Source organism: Streptoalloteichus hindustanus, assembly GCF_900129375.1.
Taxonomy (GTDB): Bacteria; Actinomycetota; Actinomycetes; order Mycobacteriales; family Pseudonocardiaceae; genus Streptoalloteichus; species Streptoalloteichus hindustanus.
This window is the reverse complement of record NZ_FQVN01000016.1, coordinates 16,848-35,802: the sequence shown is the minus strand read 5'-3', so window position 1 is coordinate 35,802 and position 18,955 is coordinate 16,848. Positions and strand designations below refer to the sequence as shown.

Sequence of the window (18,955 nt, the reverse complement as noted above, 5' to 3'; positions counted from 1 at the left end):
CCGAACGTGGACCTCAACGGCGTGACCAAGGCCGCGCAGGACCCGGAGAAGGTCGTCAACTACCTGGCCACCAACCTCCCCTCGCTGATCATGAACGCCGGCCAGATCGTGCTGATCATCGTGATCGCGTTCCTGGTCCGGTACCTGATCCACCGCCTGATCAACCGACTGACCAGCGGCCGGGGCGACGGCAGGGCCCCGCTGCTGCTGACCCCGCTCAAGGAGCGGGCCACCGAGGGGCTGGGGCCGCTGCTGTCCGAGCGGCGGGCGCAGCGGGTGCGGACCATCGGCTCGGTCCTGAAGTCGCTGACCTCGTTCCTGGTCCTCGGCATGGCCGCGCTGATGGTGCTGGACAAGCTCGGCATCCCGCTGGCGCCGATCCTGGCCTCGGTCAGCGTCGCCGGCATCGCGCTCGGCTTCGGCGCGCAGAACCTCATCAAGGACTTCCTGTCCGGGATGTTCATGATGATGGAGGACCAGTACGGGGTCGGCGACGTCGTCGACCTCGGGCCGGCCACCGGCACCGTGGAGGCGGTGGGCCTGCGGGTGACCACGGTCCGGGACGTCAACGGCACGGTCTGGTACGTCCGCAACGGTGAGATCCTGCGGGTCGGCAACTCCAGCCAGGGCTACGCCGTGGCCGTGGTGGACCTGCCGGTCTCGCACAGCACCAACGTGGGGCGGGCCACCGAGTTGGCCGGCGAGGCCGCGGCCGAGGCCACGTCCCTGGCCCCGCTGTCCGAGGACGTGCTGGAGCCGGTCGAGGTGCTCGGCGTGGAGAAGGTGACCGCGGAGAGCATCACCCTGCGGCTGACCGTCAAGGTCCGGCCGGGGCGGCAGTGGGCGGTGCAGCGGGCGCTGCGCGCCCGGATCAAGGCCGCGTTCGACGAGGCCGGCTTCGAGCCGCCGATCGCGATGACGCGCGGGGGCTGAGCTCCACCCCGGCTCGAAGGGCCGCCGCCGACCTCGTGGTCGGCGGCGGCCCTCGGCTTTGCGGGCACTGGCAGCTCACCCGGACGGGGCGCACGGTGCCGCACGACATGACAGGAGGGCGTTCGTGGGGCCAGGGGTGCCCGTTGTTTCGGCCCCCGCTGCCCGCCCGTACGTCCAAAACGGTGTTACGTGGGGGGAACCCCCGATTTCCAGCATGGCAGGGTGGCGGGACGGCGCGCGGGCGACGGCCCGGCCACGGACCGGTGAACGTGGGGCGGGTCGCACCGGTGCTGCGCCGGAAATGTTCTTGTGCCCGGCCGCGTTGACGTCTCGACGACGGCTTAGGCAAGGATGGGGATCGTGGGCGCTCCGGAGAACTTCTACCTGGCCGTGGGTGGCGAGCAGACCTTCCGTCGCATCGTCGCCCGCTTCTACCAGGAGGTGGCCAGGGACGAGCTGCTGCGGCCGATGTACCCGGAGGAGGACCTCCGCCCCGCGGAGGAGCGGCTGCTCCTGTTCCTCTCCCAGTACTGGGGCGGCCCGCACACCTACTCCGAGCGGCGCGGCCACCCGCGCCTGCGGATGCGGCACGCGCCGTTCAAGATCGGCCCGCTGGAGCGGGACGCCTGGCTGCGGTGCATGCGGGTGGCGGTGGACGAGGCCGGCCTCGACGAGGAGCGCCGCGCCCAGCTCTGGTCGTACCTGGAGATGGCCGCGAACAGTCTGATGAACGCCTGGATCTGAGTCGCGGAGCGGGTTCGCGACCCCGCCGTCCCGAGTGGTGTTGGTCACGGAGCCGACGCAAGGTTGATCACTCGGACGGGGCGAGCGAGATCGGCTTCTGATGGCAGGATGACTCACCGTGCGACGATCGGCCGACCTACGCAACGAGATCGCCGACGACCCGACCTGGTGGCGGAACGCGATCTTCTACCAGGTGTACGTCCGCTCGTTCGCCGACTCCGACGCCGACGGCGTCGGTGACCTGGAGGGCATCCGCGGCCGGCTCGGCTACCTGGAGCTGCTCGGGGTGGACGCGCTCTGGCTGACCCCGTTCTTCCGCTCCCCGATGGCCGACCACGGCTACGACGTCGTCGACCCCAGGGACGTGGACCCGCTCTACGGCGACCTGGCGTCCTTCGACCGGCTGCTGGCCGACGCGCACGCCCACGGCATGCGGGTCACGATCGACCTGGTCTCCGACCACACCAGCGACCAGCACGAGTGGTTCCAGGCGGCGCTGCGCGCGGCCCCCGGCGACCGGGAACGCGCCCGCTACGTCTTCCGGGACGGCCGCGGCCCCGGCGGCGACCTCCCCCCGAACGACTGGTCCAGCATGGTCGGCGGCCCCGCGTGGACCCGGGTCGCCGACGGGCAGTGGTACCTGCACCTGGTCGCGCCGGGGCAGCCCGACCTCAACTGGGCGCACCCGGACGTGTGGGCCGACCTGGAGCGGACGCTGCGGTTCTGGCTCGACCGCGGCGTGGACGGCTTCCGGGTGGACGTCGCGCACGGCATGGCCAGGGAGGTGGGCCGGCCGGAGGCGGCCTCGGGTCTGCTGGTGGCCGAGGCGACTCCCGTCACCCCGGACGAGGTCGACCCGCGGTTCGACGTCGACGGGGCGCGGGAGATCCACCGCCGGGTCCGGGAGGTGCTCGACGAGTACCCCGGCCGCGTCGCCACCGGGGAGATCCGGGCCGGGGACGACGAGCTCCTCCTCCGCTCCGCGCACGACGGGCCGCACCTGGGCTTCGACTTCCGCCTGCTGGCCACCGCCTTCGACGCCGACGCCGTGCGGGAGACGATCGAGCGCTCGCTCGCCTCGGCCGCCGGCGCGCCGCCCACCTGGACGCTGTCCAACCACGACGTCGGCCGGCACGTGTCCCGGTACGGCGGGGGCGCGCTGGGCACCCAGCGGGCCAGGGCGATGGCGCTGGTGGAGCTGGCGCTGCCCGGCGTGATCTACCTCTACAACGGCGAGGAGTTGGGCCTGCCGGACGTGGCGGTGGCCGACTGGGCCCGGCAGGACCCGATCTTCCGGAGCACCGGCGGGGCCCGGCCGGGCCGGGACGGCGCGCGGGTGCCCCTGCCGTGGGAGGGCGAGACCGCGCCCTACGGGTTCACCACCGGCGTGAGCACCTGGCTGCCGATGCCGGGCGACTGGGGCCGGCTCACCGCCGAGGCCCAGTTGGAGGACCCCGACTCGATGCTGTCGCTGTACCGGCAGGCGATCGAGCTGCGACGGACGCACCCGGCGTTCGCGGGCGACGAGGTCGAGTGGTACGGCGCGCCCCCCGGCTGCTTCGCGTTCCGCCGCAAGGGCGGCGGGCTGATCTGCGCGCTGAACACCTCCGGCGGCCCGGTGCCGCTGCCCCCGGGCGACGTGCTGCTGGCCAGCGGCCCGCTGGAGGGCGAGCACCTGCCGCCGGACACCGCCGTCTGGCTGGTCTGAGCCCGGCCGGCGTCCGGCGCGGAGCCGGGCGCCGCGACGTGGGAAAACCGTTCGCCCGAGCGGTGGGCCACCGTCCATCATGGCCCGGATGACCGGGACCGCCACCACCAGTCGCGCGGCGTCGCTCGTGCTCGTCGCCTCGGCGCTGTTCGGCACCACCGGAACCGCCCAGGCCCTCGGGCCGGACGGGCTCGACCCGCTCGTGGTGGGCGCGGCCCGGGTGGCGCTGGCCGGCGCGGTGCTGCTCGGCCTGGCGTGGGCCCGGGGCGCGTTCCGCGCCGCCGCGCGGGTGGACTGGCGGGTGCTCACCGCCGGCGCGGCGGGCGTGGCGCTGTTCCAGGTGGGGTTCTTCTCCGGGGTCCGGTTGGCCGGGGTGGCGATCGGCACGGTGGTCGCGCTGGGCTCGTGCCCGATCTGGGCGGGGCTGGCGACGTGGGCGGCGACCCGCCGCGCGCCGGGTCGGCTGTGGACGACCGCCACGGCGCTGGCCGTCGCCGGTGTCGTCACCCTGGTGCTCGCCGGGGCGCCCGCCGGGGGCGGGGACGGCGTGCCGCTCGGTCTGGCCCTCGCGTTGGCCGCAGGTCTGGGCTACGGCGTGTACACGGTCGCCGGTTCCCGGCTGATCGCCTCGGGCCAGCGCTCGGACGGGGCGATGGGGCTGTTGTTCGCCGCCGGCGCCGTGCCGCTGGTCCCGGTGCTGGCGCTGCGCTGGCCGGGTGGGCTGGAGAACGCGCAGGGCTGGCTGACGGTGGGCTACCTGGCCCTGGTGCCCACGGTCCTGGCCTACCTGCTCTTCGGGGCGGGCCTGCGGGTGTTGCCGGCGCCGACGGTCGCCACGCTCAACCTCGCCGAGCCGGTGGTCGCCGCCGCGTTGGGGGTCGCCGTGCTCGGTGAGCCGGTCACCACCGGTGGCGTCGCCGGCGCGGTCCTCGTCCTGGGCGGCCTCGCGGTGCTCGCCCTGCCGGCGCGCGGACGTCGGACGGCCGGGCGCCAGGAACCCGGACGCCAGGAAGCGGGGCACCAGAAACCCGGAGACCAGAAACCCGGAGATCCGGTGGCCGGACGCCGGACACCCGATCGGCCGGCCCCGACCGGCTGAACCGGAACCGGCCCACGATTCCCGGACCGGGCGACGGGCGGAGGGCGGGGCGGGAAGGTCACGCGCTCGCCGCACAGATCAACTCATCCGGGTGACGTTCACTCGGCGACGGAGCGGACGAACCCCGACAGGACGGCCGAACCACCCCGCCCGGCGGCAGCCCGGGACCACCGAGCGTGGGCGTGTTCTCCCCCGCCCGGCGCAGCCGCTCGGCCACCCGACGCAGGGAGCGCCCGGGGCCGGATCACCGTGCGTCGGCGGAGTTCCCCTCCCGGCTCCACTCGACCTGGCGTCACCCCACCCGAACCGGCTACTCCGGTGGCCGCTCCGGTATCCCGTGGATACCTTCGCCGCTCGGCACTCCGAACACTCACCGAACAAGGAGCGCACCCGGCATGGTGAAGAACCTCGAGGAATGGGTGAGATCGGACATATCCCCATACCGAGAGAAACCACTTTCCTGGCTTTCGCAGTACCACTTCTTCCGAGATCCCACCCGCCCGGCGTACAGCGACCCGGGCTTCTTCTTCTCCCCCGCCGACGGCGTCCTGCTCTACCAGCGCCTGGCGAAACCGGACGAGCCGGTGGTGGACGTCAAGGGCCGGCCCTACACGCCCAGGGACGCCCTGTGCGACCCCGCGTTCGACCGCCCGGCCCTGGTGATCGGCATCTTCATGACGTTCTTCGACGTCCACGTCAACCGGGTCCCCTACTCGGGCCGGCTGTCGCACCGGTTCGCCGAGCCGATCAGCACGCACAACCTGCCGATGCTGGACATGGAGAAGCACATCCTCGACGACCTGCGGGTCGACCTGGCCGCCGCCGACTACCTGCACCGCAACCAGCGCGTGGTCAACCGCTTCCACTCCGCCCGGCTCGGCCAGGACTACTACGTGCTCCAGATCGCCGACCAGGCGGTCAACCGGATCACCCCGTTCGACCCCAGGCAGAACCGGCGCTGCCGGCAGGGCCAGCGCTTCTCCCAGATCCGCTACGGCTCCCAGTGCGACCTGGTCATCCCGCTGTCCGACCGGTTCGGGTTCGAGCCGGTGCAGCGCACCGGGCGGCACGTGGAGGCCGGGGTCGACCCGCTGGTCCGCGTCCGCCCGCTCGCCGAGCAGGAGGAGGGGGAGACCCGGTGACCGCCCAGCTCAACGCGGGTCCGGCGGAGGGGGAGGCGGACTGGCTCAACCCGACGCAGCTGCCGCACCCGGCGTTCCTGCTCACCGTGCCGTTCGCGCTGGTCGCCGAGGCGGGTCGGGAGGGGCCGCCCCGGGGTCCCTCGGTGGAGCGGCACCGCGCGATGAGCCAGTTCCTGGAGCTCTACCGCGACCTCACCGCCGACGCCCTGGTCTACCTGCTGCCCACGCCGCGGGTGACCGGGCTGCGGGACCTGGCCCGCACCGCGAGCCTGGGCGTCGTGCTGGAGCACCTGCCGGCCGCGAACGTGGTGGTGCTGGCGCACTTCGCCGACCCGGCCCGGCGGGCGGGGACCGAGATCGCGCTCGCCTTCTTCGAGTCCCTCGGCTACCGGGCGTTCGTGCCGGCCGGGCACTTCGAGGGCGAGGCCGACCTCAAGCACCTGCGGGACGACGTCTACGTGGGCGGCTGCGGCCCCCGCTCCGAACCGCAGGTCTACGACTGGATGGAGCGCACCTTCGACATGCGCGTCGTCCGGCTGCGGACCGCCGAGTCGCCCACCGCGGCGCCACCGCACCTCGACCAGACCGTCTTCCCCCTGACCAGGGACCGGACGCTGGTGTGCGTCGAGGCGCACGACCGGGGCGAGATCCGCCGGCTGGAACGGCACACCGAGGTCATCCCGGTGCCGCTGTCGGCCTGCCGCGCGGGCGTCTGCAACTCGGTGCGGGTGAACAACACGGTCCTCAACGCGTCGCACCTGCACGAGCTGCGGCCGGGCAGCGAGGCGCACGCCGCCGAGCTGGCCAAGAACCGGCTGCTGGAGGACCTGGCCGCGCGGCTGGCGTTCGAGGTCAACCACGTCAACCTCAGCGAGTTCCGGAAGACGGGGGCGCTGCTGTCCAGCCTGGTCATGCACCTCAACCGGTACTCGTACCGGTTCGAGCTGATGTGACGCCGGGGGCCGGGCCGCCGGTGGCGGCGCCCGGCCCCGTGTGGCCCCGTGTGGTCCCGCCGGCCTCGCCGAGCACTCGCACGACGGGCACCGCGACGACGGGCACCGCGACGACGGCCGGCGGTGCCCGTCAGACGAGCAGCGGCAGCAACGCGTGTCGCCGCCGGACCACCGCGCCGTAGCGGGCGTCCAGCCGCAGCCACGAGTCGGTGGCGCTGACCCGCACCACGTCGTCCGGCCCGACCGGGCCGAGGAACCCCATCCCGGACAGGGCGAACAGGCAGCGCAGCGGGATCTTCACGTCGAACCCGGCCCCGCTGACCACCAGCACCGGCTGGTCCAGCAGCGACGCCGGCGGGGTGCCGTGCGGGCCCTGGTTCTCCCTGGCCAGCGCCGCGCCGCGGTCGGTCAGCTCGCTGACCACGGTGGCCGGCAGGTCGTCCACCCGGCTCCAGCCCTCGCCGGGCGGCAGGGCCGAGCGCCACAGCAGGTCCCTGGGCGGGCCCGGGTCCAGCCGCGGCCCGCCCACCACCGCGAGGGCGGCGAGCAGCTCGTTGCCGGAGACCGTCACGTCGGCCGGCTCGGCCCGCCCGGTCACCGAGCGGGTGACCAGGGCGTCGAACGGGGTGGCCGCCCACGCGTCCAGCAGCTCGGGCCGGTGGGGTCGGGCCCGCAGCCGCACCACGGTCTGCGCGTCCAGCCGCACGGCGCGGGCCACGAAGGCGCCCAGCGCCTCGCGGTCGGCGGCGTCGGGAACCAGCAGCTCAGGCAACGCCGCCCCCCGCGTGGAAGGCGGCGAGGAAGTCCCGCTCGGTCTCGGTGAGCCGGCGGGGTCGGGTGTTGGCCACGTCGTAGGGGGCCATCAGGGTCTGCGCGCTGGCGACCACCGGGCCGTCGCCCGAGCGGCCGCCGTGGACGGTGTAGTCGAGGACGAAGGAGGCGACCTTCAGGTCGCGCACCGCGATCCGCACGCACACCGGCTCGCCGGTGAACAGCAGCGGCGCGTGGTAGTCGACGGCCAGCCTGGCCACCACCATGCCCCGCGCCAGCCCGTCCACCCCGTGCCGCGCCGCCTCCACGAACAGCATCGCGACCCTGGCGTCCTCCAGCAGCGTCACGGTGTTCGCGTGGTTGACGTGCCCGAAGGCGTCCATGTCCGACCAGCGCGGTTGGACCTCGGTGACGAACGCGCCCAAGAAACAACGCCTCCTCGCGGCGATCGTGAGCCCATCAGGGGATTGCATCCCCTAACGTACTCACGATCGCCGCGGGCCGGACCAACGCCGGGTCGCTCCGGCGTCGGCGCCGGTCAGCGCACCATGCTGCGCACCTGGCGGGCCGCCACCGACAGCGTCGGCAGGTCCAGCCGGCCCGAGTCGCGGATCGCCCGCAACGCGGCCCTGGCCCTGGCCAGCCGGGAGGAGTTGGCCTCCTCCCACTTGGTGATCTTCTCCTCGGCGGTGTCGCCGGGGTCGCTGCTGCGCAGGGCGTCCAGCGTGATCGCCCGCAACGAGCCGTACAGGTCGTCGCGCAGCGCCAGCCGGGCCAGGGCGTGCCAGCGGTTGCCGCGCTGGAGCCCGCTCACCGAGCTGAGCATCTGGTCGATGTCCAGGTGGGCGGACAGGGCGTAGTACAGCTCCGCGGTCTCCTGCGGGCTGCGCTCCACCTCCAGCTTCTCCCGCTCGGCCAGCTCGGTCACCTCGGTGACGTCGAGCAGCCCGTAGGTGTAGAGCAGGACCGCGACCCGGCGGGCCAGCGCCTCCGGCACGCCCTGTCCGGTCAGCCGCTCGACGTGCGCGACCACCGCGTCGCGCTCGCGGCCGCGCAGCAGCTCGGTCACGTGCGACGCCAGCTCGCGGACCACCGGGGCGAACCGGCTGATCTCGGCGCCGACGGCCAGCGGCTGCGGCCGGTTGGTCAGCAGCCACCGGGAGGCGCGGTCCAGCAGCCGCCGCGTCTCCAGCACCATGTCGTCGGCGATCTCGGTGGGCACCACGTTGTCCAGCGCGTCGATCTCCCGCCACAGCGACTGGAGGTCGAACACCCTGGTCACGACGGCGAAGGCGCGCACGGCGTCGGTGGCGCTGGCGGTCATCTCCTCGGCCAGCCGGAAGGCGTAGGAGATGCCGCCGCCGTCGACCACCTCGTTGACCAGGAGGGTGGTGGTGATCTCCCGGCGCAGCGGGTGGTTGGCGATGCCGTCGCCGAACCGCTCGCGCAGCACCGCCGGGAAGTACTCCGGCAGCCGCCTGGCGAACGCCTCGGCGTCCGGCAGGTCGCTGGCCAGCACCTCCTCCTTGAGCGCCAGCTTGACGTGCGCCAGCAGGGTGGCCAGCTCCGGCGAGGTGAGCCCCTGCCCCGCCTGGTCCAGCGCCTTGAACTGGGCCGGGGTGGGCAGCGCCTCCAGCGCCCGGTCCAGGCCGCGCCGCTGCTCCAGGTCGGTGATCAGCCGGGCGTGCACCGTCAGCATCGGCGCGGCGTGCGCCCGGCTGACGCCGAGCACCGCGTTCTGCCGGTGGTTGTCGGCCAGCACCAGGTCGGAGACCTCGTCGGTCATCGCGGCGAGCAGCTCGTTGCGCTCGCCCGGCTCCAGCCGCTCCGCGTCGACCATGCGGTCGAGCAGGACCTTGATGTTGACCTCGTGGTCGGAGCAGTCCACGCCGGCCGAGTTGTCCAGCGCGTCGGTGTTGACCTTGCCGCCGGCGCGGGCGAACTCGATCCGGCCGCGCTGGGTCAGGCCCAGGTTGCCGCCCTCGCCCACCACCCGGACCCGCAGGTCGGCGCCGTCCACCCGGACCGCGTCGTTGGCCTTGTCGCCGACCTCGGCGTGCGTCTCGGTGGAGGCCTTGACGTAGGTGCCGATGCCGCCGTTCCACAGCAGGTCGACCGGGGCCAGCAGGATCGCCTTGATCAGCTCGGGCGGGGACAGCCTGGTCACGCCCTCCGGCAGGCCGAGCGCGTCCCTGACCTGCGGGCTGACCGGGATCGACTTCAGGGTGCGCGGGAAGACCCCGCCGCCCTTGCTGATCTTGCTGCGGTCGTAGTCGTCCCACGAGGACCGGGGCAGCTCGAACATCCGCCGCCGCTCCCGGAACGACACGGCCGGGTCCGGGTCCGGGTCGAGGAACACGTGCCGGTGGTCGAACGCCGCCACCAGCCGGATGTGCTCGGACAGCAGCATCCCGTTGCCGAAGACGTCGCCGGACATGTCGCCGACGCCGACGACGCTGAAGTCCTGCGACTGGGTGTCCACGCCCAGCTCGCGGAAGTGCCGCTTCACGCTCTCCCACGCGCCGCGGGCGGTGATGCCCATGGCCTTGTGGTCGTAGCCGACCGAGCCGCCGGAGGCGAACGCGTCACCCAGCCAGAAGTGGTAGGAGGCGGCCACCTCGTTGGCGATGTCGGAGAAGGTCGCGGTGCCCTTGTCGGCGGCCACCACCAGGTAGGCGTCGTCGCCGTCGTGCCGCACGACCTGCCTGGCCGGCACGACCTCGTTGCCGACCATGTTGTCGGTCAGGTCGAGCAGGCCGGAGATGAACATCCGGTAGCAGGCGATGCCCTCCTTGAGGAACGCCTCCCGGTCCAGGCCGGGGTCGCCGGTCGCCGCCGGCGGTCGCTTGACGACGAACCCGCCCTTGGCGCCCACCGGGACGATCACCGCGTTCTTCACCGCCTGCGCCTTGACCAGGCCCAGGATCTCGGTGCGGAAGTCCTCCCTGCGGTCGGACCAGCGCAGACCGCCCCTGGCCACCGGGCCGAAGCGCAGGTGCACGCCCTCCACCCGCGGCGAGTACACGAAGATCTCGAACCGGGGCCGGGGCTCCGGCAGGTCCGGCACGGCCTGCGGGTCCAGCTTGAACGACAGGAACGCCCGGCCCTGGCCGGCGCTGTCCCTGACGAAGTAGTTCGTCCGCAGCGTCGCCCTGACCAGGGTCAGGTAGCTGCGCAGGATCCGGTCGGCGTCGAGGCTGGTGACCTCGTCGATCATCCGGGTGATCTCGGCGGTGAGCGCCTCGGCCTGGCTGGCCCTGGTCTCCTCGGGCAGCGCCGGGTCGAACCGGGTCTCGAACAGCTGGACCAGCGCGGTGGCCACGGCGGTGTGGCCGAGCACCGCGTCCTCGATGTAGTCCTGGCTGTAGGGGGTGCGGGCCTGCCGCAGGTACTTGGCGTAGGCCCGCAGCAACGCCGCCTGCCGCCAGTTCAGCCCGGCCCGCAGCACCAGGGCGTTGAACCGGTCGACCTCGGCGTCCCCGCGCCACGCGGCGGCGAAGGCGTCCTGGAACCGCGCCTGCAGCGTCGTGGCGTCCTCGGTCGCGATGCTCTCCAGGGCCGCCGGCTCCAGCCGCAGCCCGAAGTCGTAGATCCAGCACCGCACGCCGTCCGCGCGGACGACCTCGTAGGGCCGCTCGTCGACGACCTCCAGGCCCATCCGCTGGAGCACCGGCAGCACCGCGGACAGGGTGACCCGGTGCCCCGCCAGGTACAGCTTGAACCGCCGCTCCCCCGGCTCGGCGGCGACCGGCACGTAGAAGTGCATGTCCAGGTCGGCGGGCGCCCCGGTGAGCGCCTCCAGGCGGCGCAGGTCGGCCAGGCCCTCACCGGCGGTGAAGTCCTCCTTGTACGCCTCCGGGAAGAACGTGGCGTAGCGCTGCCCCAGCTCGGTGGCGGACTCGCCGCTGACCACGCCCTGCGTGCCGTCCGGCCCCTGCTGCTCGGCCAGGACCGCGTCGATCATCAGGTCGTCCCAGCTGCGCACGGCGGCGGCCAGCTTGTCCTGGATGCGCGCGGTGTCCGGCTCGACCTGCCGGCCCGGGTCGGTGTGCACGGTGAAGTGCACCCGGGCCAGCGCCGACTCGCCGACGCGCGCGCTGTACTCCAGCGAGCTGCCCTGCAGCTCGGCCAGCAGCACGTCCTGCATCGCCAGCCGCGTGGTCGTCGTGTAGCGGTCGCGCGGCAGGTAGACCAGGCACGAGTAGAACCGGCCGTACGGGTCCCTGCGCAGGAACAGCCGCAGCTTGCGCCGCTCGGCCAGCGCCAGCACCCCGGTCGTCGTGTCGTACAGCGAGTCCGGGTCGGTGGAGAACAGCTCCGTGCGCGGGTAGTTCTGGATCACCTCCAGCATCCGCTGACCGGAGTAGGACTCCAGCGGGAAGCCGGCGCGGTGGATGACCTCGCGCACGCGCCGCTCGATGACCGGGATGTCCAGCACGTCCTCGTGCAGCGCCGAGGTGGTGAACACGCCCAGGAAGCGGTGCTCCCCGGTCACGTTGCGGTCGGCGTCGAAGGTCTTCACGCCCACGTAGTACGGGTACACCGGCCGGTGCACGGTCGAGGGCGCACTCGCCTGCGTCAGCACGAGGAGCTGCGGCGACAGCGCCTGGGCCGCGGCGTCCGGGCCGGTGGTGAAGCTCCGGGCGGCGAGGCTGTCGCGACGCAGCACGCCCAGCCCGGAGGCGAGCACGGCCCGCAACGCCTTGTCGCCGGTCTCGGGGTCCTCGACCAGCTCGTAGTGCCGGTAGCCGAGGAAGGTGAAGTGGCCGTCGGCGAGCCAGCGCAGCAGCTCCGCGCCCTCGTGGACCTCCTCGCCCGGCAGCGGCGGCGGGGTGCGCTCCAGCTCGTCGGCGAGCGTGCCCGCGGTGCCGCTCATCCGGTCGGTGTCCTCGACGACCTCGCGGACGTCGTTGAGCACCGACTGCAACCGCTGCTCCAGCTCACGGGCCCGCTCCGGGTCCGTGATCCGGTCCACCTCGATGAGCATCCACGACTCGGCCAGCGCGTCGCCCGGCGGCTGCTCGGGGTCGGCCCCCGGCAGCACCGCGCGCAGCCCGCCGGCCACGTCCCTGCGCACCACGACGATGGGGTGCACGACCCGCTGCACCTGGACACCCCTGCGGGCCAGCTCGGCGGCGACCGAGTCGACCAGGTAGGGCATGTCGTCGGTGACGAGCTGGATCACGGTGGCCGGGCAGGACCAGCCGTCGGCGGTCGGGTCGGGGTTGAACACGCGCACCACGGGCCGACCGGGCACCCGGGTGACGGCGATGTCGTGGTGCGAGCGCACCGCGCCGACGAGGTCGGCCGGGCGGTCGTCGACGACCTCCTCGGCCGGCACGTGCCGGTAGTACAGCTCGATCAGCTCCGCGAGCTCGGGGGCCGCCTCGGCGGCTCGTCGCAGGAGCTGCTCTCGGCCCTGCTCCGGACTCGCCGTCCGCTCGGGGCCGTCGGTTCTGCTGTCGGGTCGGGACGGGGCTGAACTCGCCGAAGTCGAGGTCATCGTTGCTTCTGGCTCCACGCGCTCTCCGGCACTCCGCTGTGCCAGGACCACCTCAACCCTAACCAGCCGCGATCCGTCGGGGGGCAACGGGCGGGGCCGGGTCCCGGCCGCTCGGAGTGGTCTGCGCCACGCCGACGCGGGGCGAATCGGTCACGTGATCGATTACGGGCAGGGACTACTCGTCAGTACCCGGCACGCGGCGGACGAAACGCCCACCCGGGGGGGCGTCGCACGATCTTGACGCGACACGCCGAGTCGTTCGCGGGTCGGCGTGTCGCGGCCCGATCCGGGGTCGGCGTGTCGCGGCTCCGCGACCTTCATCCACCGAGGTCGCTTGAAAATTCAACGACGCGCGGGCGTCAGTAACGGGAGTCCGGCGGTATCCACACCTGCCCGCGCCCGTGGTCCGCGGCGCGGTGCCGGGCGCCGGGGTCCGGCGCCGGCCGGGACGTGGGCGCGGCCGGGAGGTCGGTGCTGAACCGGGCCAACTCGTCCAGCGAGCCGATGCCCGGCAGACCGGTCGGGGCGTCGGCGGCCGACGTCCGGGACGACGGCGGCTCGACGCGCCACGGAACGGGGTCCGCGAGCGAGGCCAACGCGGAGTCCTGACCGCTGTCGGCGACGTGCCGGTCCGCGGTCGGGGTCCGCCCGGCCGTCCCGGTCATCGCCCGCTCCGCCGGCGTCTCCCCGACGAGCCCAGGGATCTTCGGCAGGGTCTGCTCGGTCACGGACTCGCCGGCACGGCCCGCCAACGCCGAACCGGCCGAACCGGCCGAACCGGCGGACGGCGCTTCCAGGGACAGGGGCTCCGGGGGAGACGTCGTCGCGCCGGCCGGCGCGACGCCGACGGCATCGACGTCGCTGTCGGCGAACCGCTCGGGCTGCTCCCGCCGCGTCACCTCGTAGGCGGCCAGCGCGCCGGCGAGCAGGTCGGCGAGGCTGTTCTCGTCGACGGCGGCGGGCTCGGGGCCGAGAGCCCCCAGCCCCGCGTGACCACGCTCGGCGTGACCGGGCTCCGCGTGACCAGGTTCCCCGGGTCCGAGTTCCCCGTGACCTTCCTCGGTGGGCACCGCCTCCAGGTGGCGGCGACGCGCTCGGCTCGCGTCCGACCCGGGCTCCGGTGAGCCGTCGACCAGGTCGACGGGCGGTGCCCCGACCGTCGCGGAGCCGGGCGGCACCCGGGCGTGGTCATCGTCCCTGCTCGCGGCGTCCTGGTTGGGGGTGTCCCGTCCAGGGTGCGTGTCCGCCGCCCTCGGCGCGACCCGCTCGGGCGGGTCCCCGCCCAGTCCCGGACGCCCACCTTCGACCTCGCGGTAGGCCGACGACGCCACGACCCGAGCACCGGAACGCTCCTGGCCGACCGCGCCGTCCGTGTCGTTCCCGTCGTTCGTGTTGTTCTCGGCCCGCTGGTCCTTCGCGGTGCGCTGGTCCTTCCCGGCCGGCTGGGCTTCCCCGGCCGGCTGGGCTTCCCCGGCCGGCTGGGCTTCCCCGGCCGGCTGGTCGGCCCTGGCCGGCTGGTCGGCCCTGGCCAGCGCGGCCAGCAACGCCCTGGTCAACTCCTCGGGCGCGCCGGACCGGCCGACCAGCTCCACCAGGGCCGGCGACACCCGCGACTCCGGCTCCGGGCCGGGCACGGGGTCCGGCTCCCACGGCCGGGGCACCGGGGTCGGCCCCGGCTCCGGCGGGATGGGCGACGGCTCGGGGGTCGGGGGGATCGGGGAGGGCTCCGGCGTCGGCGGGATGGGCGACGGCTCCGGCATCGGCGGCACCGGTGTGGGCTCCGGCAGCGGCCCGGGGCCGCGCTGCTCGTCGCCGCCCGCGCCCCACAGGGAGACGCTCGGCCGGTCGCCCCCGCCCACGGGACCGGGGAGCGCGGCGCTGATCGGCCAGCCGCCGCCAGCCGCCAGCCGGCCGGCCGGCTCGGACCGGTCGGCGGTCGTGTTCGCCCGCGCGCTCGTCCGGTCCTCGGCGCCCACCACCGGCAGGAGGACTGTCATGGGCTCGGGCTCGTCGTCGGGACGCGGTGGTGACAGGGGCGACGGGGGCCGCGCGGTGGCTTGGCTCTCGTCGCGGGCGTCACCGTCGTCGCTCGCGTCGTCGTCGCTGCGGTGTCTGCCTCGTCGGCTCCTCGGCACGGCGGCCGCCCTTCCCGGGCCCGTCGCCCCGGCCGCCTTCCCGGCTCCGGTGGCGGCCTCCTCCGTCGCACCGCCGGCCAGCTCGTCGGCAGCCAGCTCACCGGCCGACGCGGCGGGAAGCGCGGGCGGGGACGAGCCCTCGGGTGCTGGTTCCCCCCGCGTCCCAGTGTCCGCCGCGTCGCCGGAATCCACCGGCGCGCCGGTCTCCACCTCGTGCTCCGACTCCGCTGCCGCGGCTCGCCGCCGACGGCGACCGCCCTGCCGTCGGGGCACCACCCGCCAGCCCCGGCTCTCCTCGGCGTCGTCGCTCTTCCGCCGCCGACGGCCGGAGCCGCCCTGCGCCGACCTCCGCGTCGACGGCGAAGTCGGTGCCGACGTGGATGCCGGATCAGCTGTCTGCGTCGGCTTCGGCTGGTCGCCGGGCGGTTCCTCGGCGGGAATGACCGGAAGCACCACGGTCACCGCCGACGCCGGGTCGAGATCGGGCGCGGTGGCCGGCGGCCGGCTCTCCCGGAGCGCCTGACCCGCCGCCCGCAGCAACTCCGCCCCGTCGGTTCCCGGCTGGCGCTCGGCGACCCCGACCCGCACGTTCACCCGGCCGCCCCCGGACAGGCTCGCCCAGTCCGCGCCGGCGACGGACTCCCGCAGCCGCTCCGCCCACTGCCGCGCCTCGGCGCCGGTGGCGCCCGCCACCAGCACCGCGAACTCACCGCCGCCGAGCCTGGCCACCTCGGACCGGTCCGGCGCGGCGCCCCGGATCGCGGCGGCCGCGCCCCGCACGACCTCGGCGCCGGTCTCGGCCACACCGCTCGGCCGGCGCAGGTCCACCAGAACGAGGGCCACCGGCTCCCCCGCCCGCGCGCCTTCGGCCACCTGACCGAGCCGCCGCTGGAACCCCTCGCGGTTCGCCAACCCGGTCAGCTCGTCGGTCTCGGCGGGACCCGGCTCCTCCGCCGACCGCAACAGCGCCGAGACCTGCTCGGCCGCCACCGCCGGCCGGGCGCTGACGTCCCTGACCTCCTTGCGCAGCGCGGCGAACTCCTCGGCCAACCGCACCCGCACCCCGTGCACGGCGCGCTGCCGCCGCCGCTCGGCGGTGTGGGCGTCCCGCAGGCAGGACAACGCCTCGGCGAGTTCCGCGCCGAGCTCGTGCACCGAGGACAGGGCGACCATGGCCTCGGCCAGCAGCAGGTCCAGCTGGTGCCGCCGCGCGTGGTCCGCGGCGTCGTGCAGCAGGTCCCTGGCCGCGTCCAGCTCGCCCGCTGGCAGGTGCCACCGGGTCGCCAGGGCGATCCGCAACCACCCCGCGGGCTCGGCCGCGGCGGCGCGCACCGGGCGCTCCAGCACCGGGCGGGCCGCCGCCACCGCCTCCTCCGGGCGGTCGGCGTCGAGCAACGCGCACACCAGCTCCAGCACGAGCCGGGCGCCGACGTGCCCGCCGTCGGCGGCCGGGTCCCGCAGGCCGCCGAGGAGATCCAGCCCCTCCCGGCACGCGGCGACCGCCGCCGTCAGGTCACCCCACCGCCGGTGGTGGGCGGCGGTGACCGCCCGCAGCACGCCCCGGGACAACACCCGGACGTCCTCGTCGAGCCGCCGGTCGCCGGCGTAGAGCCGGTCGGCCTCGGCCAACGACCCGGCCAGCTCCTGGCCCCTGCCCAGATGCGCCAGGCAGGCGGCCAGCTGCACCAGGGCCGAGGCCCGCACCTCGTCCGGCACCGCCGAGGCGGCCAGCACCGGCCGCAACACGCCGAAGGCGGTCAGGGGCGCGCCCGCCGCCCTGGCGGCCTGCGCCAGCTCGACCCGCAACGCCCACGCCAACTCCGGATCGTCCACCGCCTCGGCCGGGCGCAACGCGGCCACCGCGCGTTCGGCGGCCGCCACGCCACGGCCGAGGCGGTTGAGGACGAACACGACGAGCAGCTCCGACCGCAGCCGAACCCGCTCGTCACGGCGCAGGGCGGCCGTCCTGGCCGCCCGCTCCCCGAGCACCAGCGCCAGTTCCGGCGCACGCCAACGCAACCGCCAGGCGGGCTCGAACAACTCGCCCGCCCCGCTCTCCGTCGGCGCTCCGCCCCTGGCCGCCACTCGGGTTCGCTCCGCTTCCGTCCCCGGTCAGTCCCTGGTGAGTTTCCGGTGGGTCACCCGGTGCGGCCGGGCGGCCTCCTGGCCCAACCGCTCGATCTTGTTCTTCTCGTAGCCCTCGAAGTTGCCCTCGAACCAGAACCACCTGGCGGGGTCCTCCTCGGTCCCCTCCCAGGCCAGGATGTGGGTCGCGACGCGGTCGAGGAACCACCGGTCGTGGGAGATGACCACCGCGCAGCCCGGGAACTGCTCCAGCGCGTTCTCCAGCGAGCCCAGCGTCTCCACGTCCAGGTCGTTGGTCGGCTCGTCCAGCAGGAGCAGGTTGCCGCCCTGCTTGAGGGTCAGCGCCAGGTTGAGCCGGTTCCGCTCGCCGCCGGAGAGCACGCCGGCCGGCTTCTGCTGGTCCGGGCCCTTGAACCCGAACGCGCTGACGTAGGCCCGCGACGGCATCTCGACCTGGCCCACGTGGATGTAGTCCAGCCCGTCCGAGACGACCTGCCACACCGTCTGGTCCGGGTCGATGCCGGCCCGGTTCTGGTCGACGTAGGACAGCTTCACCGTCTCGCCGACCCGCACTTCACCGGAGTCCGGCTGCTCCAGACCCACGATGGTCTTGAACAACGTGGTCTTGCCGACGCCGTTGGGCCCGATCACGCCGACGATGCCGTTGCGCGGCAGGCTGAACGACAGGCCGTCGATCAGGACGCGGTCGCCGAAGCCCTTGCGCAGGCCCTGGGTCTCGACCACCACGTTGCCCAGTCGCGGGCCCGGCGGGATCTGGATCTCCTCGAAGTCGAGCTTGCGGGTCCGCTCCGCCTCCGCGGCCATCTCCTCGTACCGCTGCAGACGGGACTTGGACTTCGCCTGCCGGGCCTTGGCGTTGGAGCGCACCCACGCCAGCTCGTCCCTGAGGCGCTTCTGCAGCTTGACGTCCTTCTTGCCCTGGACGGCCAGCCGCTCCGCCTTCTTCTCCAGGTAGACGGAGTAGTTGCCCTCGTAGCCGTGGGCGCGCCCGCGGTCCAGCTCCATGATCCAGCCGGCCACGTTGTCCAGGAAGTACCGGTCGTGGGTGACGGCCAGCACGGTGCCCGGGTACTGGGCGAGGTGCTGCTCCAACCACAGCACGCTCTCCGCGTCCAGGTGGTTGGTCGGCTCGTCGAGCAGCAACAGGTCCGGCTTGCTCAGCAGCAACTTGCAGAGGGCGACCCGACGGCGCTCGCCACCCGAGAGGTGCCGGACCTCCACGTCCGGCGGCGGGCAGCGCAGGGCGTCCATCGCCTGCTCCAGCTGGGAGTCGAGGTCCCACGCGTTGGCGTGGTCCAGCTCCTCCTGGAGCCGGCCCATCTCCTCCATCAGCTCGTCCGAGTACTCGGTCGCCATCTTCTCGGCGATCTCGTTGAACCGGTCGAGCTTCTGCTTGATCTCGCCCACACCCTCCTGGACGTTGCCCAGGACGGTCTTGTCCTCGTTCAACGGCGGCTCCTGCAGCAGGATGCCCACGGTGGCGCCGGGCGCCAGGTACGCGTCGCCGTTGTTCGGCTGGTCGAGCCCCGCCATGATCTTCAGCACGCTCGACTTGCCGGCCCCGTTCGGGCCGACAACGCCGATCTTCGCGCCGGGGAGGAAGTCGAGGGACACGTCATCGAGGATGACCTTGTCCCCGTGCGCCTTGCGCACCTTCCTCATGCTGTAGATGAACTCGGCCATGGCCGCGATCGTAGAGCGGTCGGCCCGGGTGAAGCACCGCGGTGGCCCGTCTCGTGCGATCGGGGGACAAACCTCACCGATCCAGCCGCCTCCCCCACCACACCGTCACCAACCGACCACCCCGCCTCCCCCACCAGGCCCATCCCCACCCACCACCGTCCCCCACCCCCGAGGACCG

The 18,955-nt window shown here is 74.0% G+C and carries 11 protein-coding genes; 6 read left to right on the top strand and 5 right to left on the bottom strand.

Going from position 1 to position 18,955, the window contains the following annotated elements; translation table 11 throughout:
• The first annotated feature begins 6 nt into the window (after window positions 1-6).
• From BUE43_RS29835 to BUE43_RS29810, 6 genes are all read left to right on the top strand, one after another.
• Window positions 7-933, top strand: a complete 927-nt coding sequence (locus tag BUE43_RS29835; protein WP_407697145.1) for a mechanosensitive ion channel family protein — start codon at window positions 7-9, stop codon at window positions 931-933.
• A 351-nt stretch (window positions 934-1,284) separates the two neighbouring features.
• Window positions 1,285-1,677: a globin gene (locus tag BUE43_RS29830; RefSeq protein WP_073489677.1), complete on the top strand. Its 393-nt coding sequence runs from the start codon at window positions 1,285-1,287 to the stop codon at window positions 1,675-1,677.
• Between the two features lie 118 nt (window positions 1,678-1,795).
• Window positions 1,796-3,385, top strand: a complete 1,590-nt coding sequence (locus BUE43_RS29825; RefSeq protein WP_073489676.1) for an alpha-amylase family glycosyl hydrolase — start codon at window positions 1,796-1,798, stop codon at window positions 3,383-3,385.
• Between the two features lie 88 nt (window positions 3,386-3,473).
• The gene (locus tag BUE43_RS29820; RefSeq protein WP_200797723.1) at window positions 3,474-4,484 is read left to right on the top strand and encodes a DMT family transporter; all 1,011 of its coding nucleotides are present in this window, start codon (window positions 3,474-3,476) and stop codon (window positions 4,482-4,484) included.
• A 395-nt stretch (window positions 4,485-4,879) separates the two neighbouring features.
• Window positions 4,880-5,626 carry a phosphatidylserine decarboxylase gene (locus tag BUE43_RS29815; RefSeq protein WP_073489674.1) on the top strand — a complete coding sequence of 249 codons (747 nt, stop codon included), beginning with the start codon at window positions 4,880-4,882 and terminating at the stop codon, window positions 5,624-5,626.
• Window positions 5,623-6,579, top strand: coding sequence for a hypothetical protein (locus BUE43_RS29810; RefSeq protein ID WP_073489673.1), 957 nt, complete (start codon window positions 5,623-5,625; stop codon window positions 6,577-6,579). The genes BUE43_RS29815 and BUE43_RS29810 overlap by 4 nt, the downstream gene beginning before the upstream one ends.
• 130 nt (window positions 6,580-6,709) lie before the next feature.
• On the opposite strand, the gene BUE43_RS29805 is transcribed toward BUE43_RS29810, so the two are convergent.
• From BUE43_RS29805 to ettA, 5 genes are all read right to left on the bottom strand, one after another.
• The gene (locus tag BUE43_RS29805) at window positions 6,710-7,351 is read right to left on the bottom strand and encodes a DUF8185 domain-containing protein (protein ID WP_073489672.1); all 642 of its coding nucleotides are present in this window, start codon (window positions 7,349-7,351) and stop codon (window positions 6,710-6,712) included.
• Complete coding sequence (locus tag BUE43_RS29800) at window positions 7,344-7,775, bottom strand: acyl-CoA thioesterase (RefSeq protein WP_073489671.1); 432 nt, start codon at window positions 7,773-7,775, stop codon at window positions 7,344-7,346. Before BUE43_RS29800 ends, BUE43_RS29805 begins: the two co-directional genes overlap by 8 nt.
• Before the next feature lie 113 nt (window positions 7,776-7,888).
• Window positions 7,889-12,853, bottom strand: coding sequence for an NAD-glutamate dehydrogenase (locus BUE43_RS29795; RefSeq protein WP_073489670.1), 4,965 nt, complete (start codon window positions 12,851-12,853; stop codon window positions 7,889-7,891).
• A 359-nt stretch (window positions 12,854-13,212) separates the two neighbouring features.
• Window positions 13,213-17,073, bottom strand: coding sequence for a diguanylate cyclase domain-containing protein (locus BUE43_RS29790; protein WP_073489669.1), 3,861 nt, complete (start codon window positions 17,071-17,073; stop codon window positions 13,213-13,215).
• Between the two features lie 27 nt (window positions 17,074-17,100).
• Window positions 17,101-18,777, bottom strand: a complete 1,677-nt coding sequence (gene ettA, locus BUE43_RS29785; RefSeq protein ID WP_073489668.1) for an energy-dependent translational throttle protein EttA — start codon at window positions 18,775-18,777, stop codon at window positions 17,101-17,103.
• Between the last annotated feature and the right edge of the window lie 178 nt (window positions 18,778-18,955).

Bases quoted from the DNA above. Each gene is read 5' to 3' on its own strand.
- BUE43_RS29830 (WP_073489677.1), top strand. From the start codon at position 1,285: ATGGGGATCGTGGGCGCTCCGGAGAACTTCTACCTGGCCGTGGGTGGC.
- BUE43_RS29820 (WP_200797723.1), top strand. From the start codon at position 3,474: ATGACCGGGACCGCCACCACCAGTCGCGCGGCGTCGCTCGTGCTCGTC.
- BUE43_RS29815 (WP_073489674.1), top strand. From the start codon at position 4,880: ATGGTGAAGAACCTCGAGGAATGGGTGAGATCGGACATATCCCCATAC.
- BUE43_RS29795 (WP_073489670.1), bottom strand. From the start codon at position 12,853: ATGACCTCGACTTCGGCGAGTTCAGCCCCGTCCCGACCCGACAGCAGA.
- ettA (WP_073489668.1), bottom strand. From the start codon at position 18,777: ATGGCCGAGTTCATCTACAGCATGAGGAAGGTGCGCAAGGCGCACGGG.